Origin of the sequence: Rhodoferax sp. WC2427 (assembly GCF_040822085.1) — a bacterium.
GTDB lineage: Bacteria > Pseudomonadota > Gammaproteobacteria > Burkholderiales > Burkholderiaceae_C > Rhodoferax_B.
The window spans coordinates 1578821-1591739 of record NZ_CP162006.1; the positions used below are offsets into that span (position 1 = coordinate 1578821).

12 protein-coding genes are annotated in these 12919 nt (G+C 65.0%); 1 reads left to right on the forward strand and 11 read right to left on the reverse strand.

Annotation, left to right across the window (positions count from 1 at the left end; all coding sequences use genetic code 11):
- The first annotated feature begins 98 nt into the window (after positions 1-98).
- Entirely contained in the window at positions 99-485 is a 387-nt protein-coding gene (locus AB3G31_RS07580; protein ID WP_367849579.1) for a type II toxin-antitoxin system HigA family antitoxin, read from the forward strand.
- 113 nt (positions 486-598) lie between these two features.
- On the opposite strand, the gene AB3G31_RS07585 is transcribed toward AB3G31_RS07580, so the two are convergent.
- From AB3G31_RS07585 to uraD, 11 genes are all read right to left on the reverse strand, one after another.
- Positions 599-1348 carry an SDR family NAD(P)-dependent oxidoreductase gene (locus AB3G31_RS07585; protein WP_367849580.1) on the reverse strand — a complete coding sequence of 250 codons (750 nt, stop codon included), beginning with the start codon at positions 1346-1348 and terminating at the stop codon, positions 599-601.
- Entirely contained in the window at positions 1287-2552 is a 1266-nt protein-coding gene (locus AB3G31_RS07590; RefSeq protein WP_367849581.1) for an FAD-binding domain-containing protein, read from the reverse strand. Before AB3G31_RS07590 ends, AB3G31_RS07585 begins: the two co-directional genes overlap by 62 nt.
- Positions 2549-4099 (reverse strand): cryptochrome/photolyase family protein, encoded by a 1551-nt coding sequence (locus tag AB3G31_RS07595; protein ID WP_367849582.1) that lies wholly within the window; start codon positions 4097-4099, stop codon positions 2549-2551. Before AB3G31_RS07595 ends, AB3G31_RS07590 begins: the two co-directional genes overlap by 4 nt.
- Positions 4092-4247 carry a DUF2256 domain-containing protein gene (locus tag AB3G31_RS07600; protein WP_367849583.1) on the reverse strand — a complete coding sequence of 52 codons (156 nt, stop codon included), beginning with the start codon at positions 4245-4247 and terminating at the stop codon, positions 4092-4094. Before AB3G31_RS07600 ends, AB3G31_RS07595 begins: the two co-directional genes overlap by 8 nt.
- Positions 4247-4558 carry a high-potential iron-sulfur protein gene (locus AB3G31_RS07605; protein WP_367849584.1) on the reverse strand — a complete coding sequence of 104 codons (312 nt, stop codon included), beginning with the start codon at positions 4556-4558 and terminating at the stop codon, positions 4247-4249. The genes AB3G31_RS07600 and AB3G31_RS07605 overlap by 1 nt, the downstream gene beginning before the upstream one ends.
- 153 nt (positions 4559-4711) lie before the next feature.
- A complete protein-coding gene (locus AB3G31_RS07610; RefSeq protein WP_367849585.1) occupies positions 4712-5479 on the reverse strand; it encodes an ABC transporter permease in 768 nt (255 codons plus the stop codon).
- Positions 5476-6282, reverse strand: a complete 807-nt coding sequence (locus tag AB3G31_RS07615; RefSeq protein WP_367849586.1) for an ABC transporter ATP-binding protein — start codon at positions 6280-6282, stop codon at positions 5476-5478. The genes AB3G31_RS07610 and AB3G31_RS07615 overlap by 4 nt, the downstream gene beginning before the upstream one ends.
- Positions 6283-6349: 67 nt before the next feature.
- Entirely contained in the window at positions 6350-7381 is a 1032-nt protein-coding gene (locus AB3G31_RS07620; RefSeq protein WP_367849587.1) for an ABC transporter substrate-binding protein, read from the reverse strand.
- A gap of 100 nt (positions 7382-7481) precedes the next feature.
- Positions 7482-9794: an NADP-dependent malic enzyme gene (locus tag AB3G31_RS07625; protein ID WP_367849588.1), complete on the reverse strand. Its 2313-nt coding sequence runs from the start codon at positions 9792-9794 to the stop codon at positions 7482-7484.
- A 124-nt stretch (positions 9795-9918) separates the two neighbouring features.
- Positions 9919-11142: a M20/M25/M40 family metallo-hydrolase gene (locus tag AB3G31_RS07630; protein ID WP_367849589.1), complete on the reverse strand. Its 1224-nt coding sequence runs from the start codon at positions 11140-11142 to the stop codon at positions 9919-9921.
- A 7-nt stretch (positions 11143-11149) separates the two neighbouring features.
- Positions 11150-12913, reverse strand: a complete 1764-nt coding sequence (gene uraD, locus AB3G31_RS07635; protein WP_367849590.1) for a 2-oxo-4-hydroxy-4-carboxy-5-ureidoimidazoline decarboxylase — start codon at positions 12911-12913, stop codon at positions 11150-11152.
- Between the last annotated feature and the right edge of the window lie 6 nt (positions 12914-12919).

A 12919-nucleotide genomic window follows, 5' to 3' on the forward strand; every position in this document is an offset into this window, starting at 1 on the left:
GGTTCCATGGTACTTGCGGGCTGCGCTTTGATACCGGTCGTTAACCGCCAGCTTGATGGTGTCGCATTAAACTGGCCTGAGGGCCACGGAGCTTAACCATGAACATCCATCCCATCCATACCGAAACTGACTACAAAGAGGCTCTGAAAAAAGTGTCCGCCCTGGTGGACAAAGACCCAGAGCGCGGCACGCCCGATGGCGACATGCTTGAAATTCTGGGCATGCTTGTGGCCGCCTATGAGGCCAAGCATTACCCCATGGAGTCCCCCGATCCCTTAGAGGCCATCAAATTTCGGATGGAGCAGCAGGGACTCAAGCCCAAAGACTTGGGTCCCATGATTGGCCAGATCAACCGTGTGTACGAGGTGCTGGCCGGCAAGCGTCAGCTTACGCTGCCCATGATTCGGCGACTTCACCAAGGTTTGGGTATCCCGGCAGAGGTGCTGATTGCTGAATCTGATGGGCACTTTGCCTTGGCCGCCTAGCCTTCGTCAGACCGTACTGTTTGTCTCAATGATTTAAGCAGAAAACGCCCCCGCCGCTCGTCCCACGGGCGTAAGCAGCTATTTATTCAATAGCAACCTAACCCGCCACCAGATTACTTCACCAGCGGCCGCACGGTGGTAAACCCGCCATCGACCGCAATCACCTGCCCGGTAATCCGCGCTGCGCCATCGCTCAGCAGCCAGGCCATGGCATCCGCTACTTGCACAGCGGTCTGCACGCCGCCCAGCGGGTATTGCTTGCCCGCGCCTTCGCGCATGGCGTCCATGCGCAGCATGCCGGCGGTCATGGGGGTGTCGGTCATGCCGGGGGCGACGACGTTGATGCGCAGGCCCAGGGGGGCGTAGGTGGCGGCGGCGCTGCGGGCCAGGGCTTCGATGCCGCCTTTGGCGGCGGCGATGGCCTCGTGGTTGGCTACGCCGATGCGCGACACCACGCTGGACGCCAGCACCGCCGCACCTGGCAGCTTGGCCAGGCGCAGGGCTTCCACCCAGGCTTGCAGCATGAAGAAGGCGCTGTCCAGGTTGATGCGCATGGCTTCGCGGTACTGGGCGGCGGTGCTGCGGTGCAGGGGCGTAATCAGGGTGCTGCCGACGCAGTGGGCCAGCAAGGTGGGCGCGGCACCCAGGTGGGCGATGCAGGCGGCAATCGCCTCGGCGGCGCCTTCGGGCGTAGTGGTGTCGGCGGCGATGTGCGCATCGGCGGCCACTTCGGCCAGGCTGGCGGCATCGCGGCCCACGGCGGCAACGCGGTGGCCCGCCAGACGCAACTGGGCTACGACTTCACGGCCGATGCCACCGCGTGCGCCGGTGACCAGGGCTATCTGGGGTGCTGTGGGTGTCATGGGGTTCACTTTCTGGGGGAAGGTCAAATAGCAGGCCAGCAGAAAGGCCTGCCAGCCCGGGGAGATCGTGCAGCGTCGCCACGCCATGGGTGGTGCGGGTCCACCATTGCGAGAACGAACCGCAGGCCTGGGCCACTTCCGCGAACAGCTGCGGTGCGGCCTGGACTTGGGCGATGCCGCCCAGGTCGATGTGGGGGTCGGCTATGGTGCGCACCGATCGCGCACCGCGCAGGGCCTGTTGCAGCGTGGCCGTGTCGGCGTGCCAGCGGGCCGTGGTCAGCTCGGCCATGCGGGTGTCTACAAAGCGCCAGCGCTTATCGCTCCAGGGCCAGGCGCTATGAAATTCTGTGAGGTAGATGCCGATGCACAGCGTGTGGGCGGGCAGATCCGGCGGCAGGCGCAGCGCCCAGGGGTGGACCAGCCACACGTCGCACCCGGCCACCAGCGCGGCATCGGGCGCGGTGGCGTGCGGCGGGGCGGACGACACCGTGGGCTCGTCCACGCCCGGTGCACCGGGCAGCCCTGCCAGCGCACGCGGGCTGCGGGCGATGGCATCCAGTGCGGCGTAGCTGGTGTCGACCACACTGCCGGGGCTGTGCCAATCGGGCGGGGCGTATTTGGCGACGTTTTCGGCGTTGAACAAATACGGCTTGGTGCTGCCGGTGCCTGCCACCCATTGCCAGCTGAGGTGGTTGCTGGCCAGGTCGCCGTCGAGCAGGTGGGCCACCATCCAGTCGGCCCCGGCGCGCCAGTGCACCTTGCGGATGTGCACCAGGTAGCTGGCCAGCCACATGCGGGCGTGGTTGTGCAAGTAGCCGGTGGCATAGAGCGTGCGCACCGCGGCGTCGATGGCCGGGATGCCGGTGCGGGCCTCGCGGATGTCGGCGGGCATGTCGGATGCGTAGGCGCTCTTGGGCAGCAGCCCTTCGTGCAGCGACTGCAGGATGCCGGTGCCCCGGTGCTGCCACACGTGGCGAAAGTAGGCGCGCCAGCCCAGTTCGAACACGAACTTATGGCCCACGTCCAACCGGTGCTGCGCCGCCACGCGCGCCAGCACTTCGGGCAGGGTGACAAAGCCATGGGTGATGTAGGGTGACAGGCCGGTGACGGCCCCTCCGATGGCGTTGCGGCTGCGCGCGTAGTCGGCGGGGCGCACGGCGGCTATGCGGGCCAGGGCGGCGGCCAGGGTGGGCTCGAAGTTCATGCGCTGGCGCCCACGGTGCCGCTGCGGATGGCGGCGGCGCGCTCGGCCACGGCCTGCTTTTGCGCGTCGCTCAGGCGGGCCAAATTGCGCACTTGCAAGGCCATGCGCGGGTTGGCGGCCAGCATCTTTTCGTGCCGCGCCAGAAAGTCCCAGTACAGCGTGGTGAAGGGGCAGGCACGCTCGCCTTCGCGCTGCGCCGGGTCGTAGCGGCAGCTGGCGCAGTGCTGCTTGCTGCCCATGCGTTCGATGTACTTGCCGGTGGCGATGTAGGGTTTGCTGGCCATCAGGCCACCGTCGGCGTACATCGCCATGCCTAAGGTGTTGGGCAGCTCCACCCACTCCACCGCGTCCACGTAGACCGACAAATACCAGGCGTGCACCTGCTGCGGCTGGACGCCCAGCAGCAGGGCAAACAGGCCGGTGACCATGAGGCGCTGGATGTGGTGGCTGTAGCCGTGGGCCAGGGTTTGCTCGATGGCGTCGCGCAGGCAGGCCATGTCGGTCTGGCCGGTCCAGTACCAGGCGGGCAGGGGCTCCTGGGCATCTAGCGCATTGCGGTCGGCGTAGGCGGGCATCTGCGTCCAGTAGATGCCGCGCACGTATTCGCGCCAGCCCAGAATCTGGCGGATGAAGCCCTCCGCGCAGGCCAGCGGCGCGGCACCCGCGTGGTAGGCGGCCTCGGCGGCGGCCACCACCTCGCGCGGGTTCAGCAGTTTGAGGTTCAGCGCCGCCGACAGGTGCGAGTGGTACAGCCAGGCCTCGCCCGGCCACAGGGCGTCCTGGTAGCGGCCAAACAGGGGCAGGCGCTCGGTGACGAATGCATCCAATGATTGCAGCGCTTGCGCACGGGTGACGGGCCAGGCAAAGCTGTGCAGCGTGCCGGGGTGGCTGGCGAAGCGGGTGTCCACCAGGTCGATGACTTCCTGGGTGGTGGCATCGGGCGCGAACGTGGTGCGGGCGGGTACCGAGCCGGGGCCGGTTTTGCCGAAGGCTTCGCGGTTCTCGGAATCGAAGTTCCACTGGCCGCCGGTGGGCTGGTCGCCGTTCATCAGCACGCGGTGGCGGCGGCGCATTTCGCGGTAGAAATATTCCATGCGCAGCGACTTGCGCTCTTGGGCGTGGTCGGCAAACTGGCGGACTGTGGAGTAGAAGTGGCGGTCTTCGCGCACGTCCAGCGGCACACCGGCTTCTCTGGCCACGGCCTGGATGGATTTATACACACGAAAATCGCCTGCACCGCTTATAACCAGGGCGTGAGGAGCTAGCGTTTTTATAGCAAATTGCAATTCGGCCGCCAGGCTGCCGCGGTTGTCGGGCTGGTCTAGTCGGGTGTAGTGCAAGAGGTAGCCTGCTTCGCGCAGGCCTTGGGCGAAGTGGCGCATGGCCGCCAGAAACAGGGCGATGCGCTGCTTGCTGGACCAGACGTGGGTGGACTCCTCGGGGACTTCGGCCATCCACACGGCGTCTGTCGTGGGGTCGAAGCCGTCAAAGGCGCTGGAATCCAGGTCAAGCTGGTCGCCCAGCACAATCATCAGATTCTTAAGCATTTTTGGTTTTGCGACAGGCATCCGAGCAGTACTTCACCTCGGCCCAGGTCTTGGCCCAGCGCTTGCGCCAGGTCATATCCCTGCCGCAGGCCGCACAGGGCTTGCTGGGCAGGGACTGCTTGTTGCCCTTGAAAGGGGCAGGGGGCATCAGCCCTTCTTGGCCCAGGCGCTGCACCAGCCCTTGGCGGCAACTACTTTGCCTGCAAACAGAGGGCAGGCACCGGCGGCGTCGGCAGGTTTGCCCTGGTACAAGGCGCAGTTCCCGCAGGCTTGTGCAGCGGCGTGGTTGGGGTACTTCTTGGCGTCCACCTTGGTGGTGTCGGCGGCGTAGCCGAGGGCGGCGGCCTGGGGGTCTTTCTCATCGACCTTGGCTTGGGCATGCACGCTGGTGCTGAGGGTGGTCAGGGCTGCACTGGAGGCCGCGATGGCCATGAGGAAAACGCGTCGTGGGTGGGTCATAGTGGGTATCTCCTGCCGATGCTCCGGGTGGAATATCGACGGACTGCCTCCGTCAAAAGTAACGGTGGCCGGAGCATACGCAAGACTTTCCGGCGCTGCTTTGATTCAAATCAATACGCAGCAGTTTAGTCTGATACTACTCAGTCACTTTTCTTAGTCGCCTTGTGACCCGCGGTGTGCCCAGCCGGTGGTGTGCTTCTCGATAAAGCTGAACAGCTCGTACATCACCATGGCCATCGCTCCCACCACCATCAGCCCGGCAAAGGCCAGACCCATCTGCATGCTGGAGCCGGCCGAGATCAGCAGGTAGCCAATGCCTTCGTTGGCGGCGGTCATCTCCGACACCGTGGTGCCCACAAACGCCAGGGTGATGGCCACCTTGAGCGAGCCAAAAAAGTAGGGCATGGAGCGCGGCAGTCCGACCTTGGTGAGCACGTCCCAGCGCTTGGCACCCAGCACGCGCAGCACGTCTTCCAGCTCCGGCTCCAGCGTGGCCAGGCCGGTGGCGATGTTGACCATGATGGGGAAGAAGCTGATCAAAAACGCGGTGAGGATGGCCGGGCCGGTGCCGATGCCAAACCACACCACCAGAATCGGCACAAACGCCGCCTTGGGCAGGGCGTTGAAAGCCGTCATCAGCGGGTAGATGGCGGCATAGGCCAGGCGCGAGCTGCCCACCACAAACCCCAACAGCACGCCCACCACTATCGCCAACCCAAAGCCCGCCATGGTGACCCAGTAGGTGCGCCAGGCGTGCGCGGCGATGGCGCCTTTGAACTCGACCAGCTGCGTCCAGATGCGCCAGGGGCTGGGGAAGATGAATTCGGACACGTTGAACGCAGTGCAAATGCCCTGCCACAGCAGCAAAATGGCCAGCAGCAGCACCCAGGGCGACCAGCGTTCCAGGTTTTTGGGGTTCATGGGGTGGCCTTTCGGAAGTTGCCGATGTGGCCACGCAGGGCGTGCACGATGTCGGTGAAAGCGGGGGTGTAGGTCAGCTCCAGGTCGCGCGGGCGGGGCAGGTCAATCTGCTGTTTGTGCATGAAACGTCCCGGGCTCTTGCCCATCACGTATACCGTGTCGGCCAGAAACACCGATTCGCGCAGGTCGTGCGTCACCAGAATCACGTTGAAGCGCTGCTCGGTCCACAGGTCGCGCAAGATGCACCACAGCTCCTCGCGGGTAAAGGCATCCAGCGCGCCAAACGGCTCGTCGAGCAGCAGCATCTTGGGCTCGTGGATCAGGGCGCGGCAAATGCTGGCGCGCTGCTGCATGCCACCCGAGAGCTGCCAGGGGAACTTGTCTTCATAGCCACCCAGGCCCACCTTTTGCAGCAGATTGCGGGCGCGCTCCTCGTACTCTTTGCGCCTGGCCTTGAAGTTGGAGCGGTAGGGCTCCACGATCTCCAGCGGCAGCAGCACGTTGTCCACCGTGGTGCGCCACGGCAGCAGCGACGGTGCCTGGAAAGCCATGCCCGAGATCTTCAGCGGCCCGGTGACCGGCTGGCCGTCGATGCGGATGCGGCCTTTGGATGGCATCCTCAGCCCGGTGGCCAGCTTCATGAAGGTGGACTTGCCACAGCCCGACGGCCCGACGATGGCAATGAACTCGCCCTGCTGCACTTGCAGGTCAATCGCCTCCACCGCAAACTGGTTTTGGGCCAGCAGGCTGTCGTTGTAGGCCAGCCAGACGTCGGAAAAGTCTACAAAAGGAGGTGTGTTCACAAATTTATAAGAAATTGGCCGCTAGCGCCCATTCAATGGGCGTGAGCAGCTATGAAAAATGTAGTGACTACTTCTTGCCGGGCAGCACGTTCAGCTCGGCGGCGCTGGGCAGGAAGCTGCCGTTCCACACCGCGTCGGGGTTGACGCGGGTTTTGGTGGCAAACGCGTCCGACACCTGCGAGGCCATCAGCGACAGGCGCGGCGGGGTGGTCTGGCCGAAGCCTTCTGCGCGGGCGTTGGGGGTGTTGATGGCGGTGTCGATGGCCATGTTCAGGCGGCGCAGCTCCAGCGGGCCGTTGATGATGCCGTCGCGGGCCTTCACGTCTTCGATGGCCACGGCGGGCCGGGCGATGACTTCGCGCATGCCCTTGGTGAAGGCTTGCAGGAAGGCTTTGACGGCAGCCGGGTTCTCCTTGATCAGCTTGGGCGAGGCGATGATGGCGTTGCCGTACAGCTTCACGCCGAACTGCGGATACGGCATGACCAGCACGTCGGCAGCAGCCACGCCCCGGGTTTCCAGGTTCAACAGCGAGGTGAAGGTGAAGCCGGTGATGGCATCCACGTCGCCGCGCACCAGCATGGTTTCGCGCAGCGGCGGGTCCATGCTGGTCCACTGCACGCCGCTGAGGCCGTTGGCCTTGGCAAAGATAGGGAAGGCGCGGCGGCCCGCGTCGAACACCGGGGCACCGAGCTTTTTGCCGTTTAAATCGGCGGGCGTCTTGATGCCGGACTTCTTCAGCACCATCACCGACGCCGGGGTGTCGGCGTAAACCATCATCACCGCCACCGGTTTGTTGGGCGCATCGGGGTTGTTAGCGTGGAATTCCATCAGTGCGGCCATGTCGGCAAAGCCCATGTCGTAGGCCCCGGAGGCGACCCGCGTGACGGTGCCGCCTGAGCCGTTGCCCACGTCGATGGTGACGTCGAGCTTGGCATCCTTGAAATAGCCTTTGGCCGCCGGCGTGAGGAACATCGCCGCCGGGCCTTCAAAGCGCCAGTCGAGCTGGAATTTGATGGGTGTGGACTGGGCGAAGGCGGGGGCGACCAGCAGCAAAGTGGCGCTGGCCAGGGCGGTGTGCAAAAAGGCGCGTTTTTTCATCGGGGCTCCAAAGGGGTATCCAGACGTTACAGCAATAAAGATGCCATCCAATAAAAAAAGCGCACTATAAAAGTGCGCTTTTGGGGGAGGGCGGGTGTGCTTACTTGCGGAACGTGACCGCGTTGGCTACCGCCAGGGCCGTCATGTTGACCACGCGGCGCACGGTGGCCGATGGGGTCAGGATGTGCGCCGAAGCGGCTGCACCCAGCAGGATGGGGCCGACCGTTACGCCGTTGCCGCCGGTGACCTTGAGCACGTTGAACAAAATGTTGGCCGCGTCCAGGTTGGGGCAGACCAGCAGGTTGGCTTCACCGTGCAGGTTGGTTTCGGCATCCAGCAGCGCGGCTTCGCGCATGGGCTGCGACAAGGCGGCATCGCCTTGCAGTTCGCCGTCGGACTCGATGTCGGGGGCCATGGCCTTGAACAGCTCGTGGGCGGTGCGCATCTTGCGGGCCGAGGGTCGGTCTGACGAGCCGTAGTTGGAGTGCGACAAAAAGGCCACCTTGGGCGGCAGGCCGAAGCGGGCCACTTCGTCGGCGGCCATCACGGCGATGCTGGCCAGCTGCTCGGCGCTCGGGTCTTCGTTCACGAACGCGTCGGTGATGAACAGGGTGTGCTTCTCCAGCATCAGCGCGTTGAGCGCGGCAAAGCCGGAGGCCCCTTTCTTCAGGCCGATGATGTCGTTGATGTGCTGCAAATGCCCTTCGTAGCGGCCCAGTAGACCGCACAGCAGGGCATCGGCATCGCCCAGGCGCACCATCAGCGCGGCGATGGTGGTGTTGGAGCGGCGCACGGCGGCCTTGGCCACGTCTTGCGACACGCCGCGGCGGCCCATCAGGCGGTGGTAGGTTTCCCAGTACTGGCGGAAGCGGGAGTCGTCCTCGGGGTTGACCACTTCCACGTCGGTGCCCACGCGGATGCGCAGGCCGGCCTTGAGGATGCGGGCCTCGATGACGGCGGGGCGGCCGATCAGGATCGGGTGGGCCAGGTTTTCGTCCACGGCGAGCTGGGCGGCGCGCAGCACGCGTTCGTCTTCACCCTCGGCATAGGCCACGCGCTTGGCGCTGGCGGGAACGGCCTTGGCGGCGCTGAACACCGGCCGCATGAACATGCCGGTTTGGTAGACGAAGCGGGTCAGGCTCTGGCGGTAGGCCTCGTAGTCCTGGATCGGGCGGGTGGCTACGCCGGATTCTTCGGCGGCCTTGGCCACGGCGGGCGCAATGCGCAGAATCAGGCGCGAGTCGAACGGCGTGGGGATCAGGTATTCGCTGCCAAACACCAGCTCTTTGCCTGAGTAGGCGGCGGCCACTTCTTCGCTGATGTCGGCCTTGGCCAGGTCGGCAATCTGGCGCACGCAGGCCAGCTTCATGGCTTCGGTGATCTTGGTCGCGCCGCAGTCGAGTGCGCCGCGGAAGATGTACGGGAAGCACAGCACGTTGTTGACCTGGTTCGGGTAGTCCGAACGGCCGGTGGCGATGATGCAATCCGGGCGCACGGCCTTGGCCAGCTCGGGGCGGATTTCGGGCTCGGGGTTGGCCAGCGCCAGGATGATGGGCTTGGCGGCCATGGTCTTGACCATCTCGGCCGTCAGCACCCCCGCGGCAGAGCAACCCAGGAACACGTCGGCGTTGTTGACCGCGTCGGCCAGCGTGCGGGCCGAGGTGTCTTGGGCGTAGCGCTCTTTGGACGCATCAAAACCGCCTGGGCGGCCCTGGTAGATGATGCCCTTGGAGTCGCAGGCGAAGACGTTCTTGCGCTGCACGCCCAGGCCGACCATTACGTCCAGGCAGGCGATGGCTGCGGCACCGGCGCCGGATACCGCCACCTTCACGTCTTCGATCTTCTTGCCCACCAGTTCCAGGCCGTTGAGCAGCGCGGCCGACGAGATGATGGCCGTGCCGTGCTGGTCGTCGTGGAACACCGGGATGTTCATGCGCTCGCGCAGCTTTTGCTCGATGTAGAAGCACTCGGGGGCTTTGATGTCTTCCAGGTTCACGCCGCCCAGGGTGGGCTCCATGGCGGCAATGATGTCGACCAGTTTGTCGGGGTCGTTCTCGGCCAGTTCGATGTCAAACACGTCAATACCGGCGAATTTTTTGAACAGGCAGCCCTTGCCTTCCATCACCGGCTTGGACGCCAGCGGGCCGATATTGCCCAGGCCCAGCACCGCCGTACCGTTGGTGATCACGCCGACCAGGTTGCCGCGCGAGGTGTATTCGGCCGCCAGGGACGGGTCGCGCTGGATGTCCAGGCAGGGGTAGGCGACGCCGGGGGAGTAGGCCAGCGACAGATCGCGCTGGTTAGACAGCGGCTTGGTTGCGTTGACCGAGATTTTGCCCTTGGTGGGGGTGCAATGGTATTCGCGGGCTGCGTCGCGCAGCGCCATTTCTGCGGGGGAAATGTCTTTGGCCATTTTGCTCAGTGTCCTCGTTGGTGTTGTGGCTGCGTAAATCCGAATCAGGTGTGTAAGCCTAACGCAAGCAATCACGGGTAGTCCCGGTGGAGACTACCTATTCCGATGCAAAAAATGTATCTGTTTATGCCAACAGATCGGCCAGGGTGCGGGCGATCACCTTGGTGGCACGGCGCAGGTCTTCCAGGCTCAGGCGCTCGTCGGCGCGCTTGGCGTGGGACTCCAGCACGGTGCGGGGGCCCGCGCCGTAGATCACGCCGGGGATGCCCGCGGCGGCGTACAGCCGCACGTCGGTGTACAGGGGCGTGCCCATGGCCGGAATGGGCTCGCCAAACACCGCCAGGCCGTGCTTCTGGATGGCATCGACCAGCGGCTGGTTGCCCGGCAGGGGCTGCATGGAATGGGCCAGCAGCAGGCGTTTGATGTCCACCGTGATGCCGGGCTGGAGGGCGGCGGCATCGGCAATGATTTGGCGGATGTTGGCTTCAACTGCGACCGGGTTTTCCTCGGGGATCATTCGGCGGTCGAGCTTGAACGTGACCTTGCCGGGCACCACGTTGGTGTTGGTGCCGCCGTTGATGGTGCCCACGTTCAGGTAGGGGTGGCTGATGCCTTCCACGTTGGACGTGACCTGCTGGTACAGCGTGTTTTGTGCGTACAGGGCGTTCAGGATCTGCACCGCGCCGTGCAGCGCGTCTACGCCGCTCTCGGGAATCGCGGCATGCGCCATCTTGCCGTGTACCGTAACTTCCATCTGCAGGCAGCCATTGTGGGCGGTGACAACCTGGTAGGAAAAGCCCGCGGCGATCATCAGGTCGGGCTGCACGATCTTGTTTTTGAGCAGCCAGCCGGGGCCGAGTTCGCCGCCGAATTCTTCGTCGTAGGTGAAATGCAGCTCCACTGCGCCCTGGAGCGGCAGGCCCAGGGATTCGAGCGCCCGCACGGCAAAGGTGAAGCTGGCGAAGTCGCCCTTGCTCACCGCCGTAGCGCGGCCAAAGATGTGGCCGTCGGCAATCTCGCCGCCGTAAGGGGCGTGGGTCCAGCCGTCGCCAGGCGGCACCACGTCGCCGTGGGCGTTTAGCGCGATGGTCTTGCCCGCACCGTATTTGCGGCGCACCACCAGGTTGGTGATGGATTCCATGCCAGCGGCGGACACTTCGGCGGCGGGCACGGGGTGCTTTTCTACCGCCAGGCCCATGGCTTCCAGCAGCACCGCAGTGCGGTCGGCGTGGGGGGCGTTGTTGCCGGGCGGGGTGTTGGTGGGGACGCGGATGAGCTCTTGCAAAAAGGCGACTTCTTCGTCGAAATGCTGGTCGATCCAGGCATCGAGCGGGGCGTAATCTGTCATGGAAAGCTTAAGTGGGAGAGAGGTGGTTCAAAAGGTGGGCAAAGGCATCCACGGCCAGTTGCATGTCGTCGGCCGTGCTGCATTCCAGCGGGTTGTGGCTGATACCGGCGTTCTGGCCGCGCACAAACAGCATGGCCTGGGGCATGACCTCGTGCAGTTTCATGGCATCGTGGCCCGCGCCGCTGGCCATGCGGTACAGGGGTACGCCCAGGGACTCGACGGCGGCTTCCCAGCGCTGCTGCCATGCGGGTGCACTGGGTGCGGCGGCGGCACGCATGGTTTCTTCCAGCGTGTAGCGCAGGCCCCGGCGGTCGCAGATGGCTTGCAACTGGGCGAGTACGTCGTGGGCCAGGGCATCGCGCTGGGCGTTGTGGGGGGCGCGCAGATCCAGGCTGAAGTTGCACTGGCCGGGCACCACGTTGATAGAGCCGTTGGGCACCTGCAAAATGCCCACGGTGCCAACCGAATCGCCATCCTGCCCGGCGCGCTGCTCCACGTACAGCGCCAGTTCGGCCACGGCGGTGGCGGCATCGCGGCGGCGGTTCATGGGGGTGGTGCCCGCGTGGCAGGCCACGCCCAGCACCTCGCCGGTATAGCGCACGCTGCCGTTGATGGAGGTGACGATACCCAGCGGGATATCCAGCTCGTTGAGCACCGGGCCCTGCTCGATGTGGACTTCGACAAAGCCCAGGTAGTCGTCGGGCGTGCGCTGCAGGGCAGGGATGTCGCTGGCGTTCAGACCGGCGTGGGCCATGGCTTCGCGCATGCTGACGCCATCCACATCGGTCTGGTCCAGCCAGTCGGGGTTGAAGTGGCCGATCAATGCGCCCGAGCCGAGGAATGTGGCCTTGTAGCGCTGGCCTTCTTCTTCGGCGAAGCCCACCACTTCGAAATGGAAGGGCAGGCGTTTGCCTTGTTGGGCCAAGGCCTGCACGCAAGCCATGGGTACAAAAATGCCCAGGCGGCCATCGTACTTGCCGCCGTTGCGCACGGTGTCATAGTGGCTGCCGGTGAGCAGGGTTTTGGCATCGGGCGTGGCCGCCAGGTAGCGGCCCACCACGTTGCCCACGGCGTCGATCTGTACGGTGTCAAAGCCGCAGTCGCGCATGCCTTGGGCGATCTGGGCGGCGCAGGCGCGGTGCGCGTCGGTCAGGTAGGTCACGGTGAGCTGATCCAGTTCGGCGTAGCCGGGGTCGGTGTGGACGCTCAAGGCTTCCTGCCAGTCCCACACCACATTGCCCTGCGTGGGGTGGGTACCGAATGCGTCGTTGAGGCGGATTTCGACGATGCGGTGGATGTTGCGCAGCGCCTCGGCATGCTCAAAGTCGGCCGGGTTGCGCAGGCGGCGCACAAAGGTGTCGATGATCTCCTGCTTGCGCAGCCCTGTGCCGCGCGGCCCGCGCACCGCCAGGATGAACGGAAAGCCGAACTTGCGGCCGTAGTCGGCGTTGAGCTGTTGCAGCTGGGCCAGCTCTTGCGGCGTGCAGCGCGTCAGGCCCGCCTGGTTTTGCTCATGGCTGGACTCGGTGGTGAGCGGCTCGGCGGCTTTGCCCGCCAGCTCGGGGTGGGCGCGGATCAGGCCCAGCTGGGCCTGCACACCGGCCTCGGCCAGTACCTGCACCATGGCGTACTTGAAAGCCGCCAGCGAGGCAAAGGGCCGCGCAGCCAGGGCTTTTTCTGCGATCCAGGGGGAGTGCTCGTACAGGCCGGGCAGCTGCTGCAGTACCTCGTGCTGGGGAGCGGTGTTGAGGAAAGCGAGCGTCAGGGGCATGGGTGT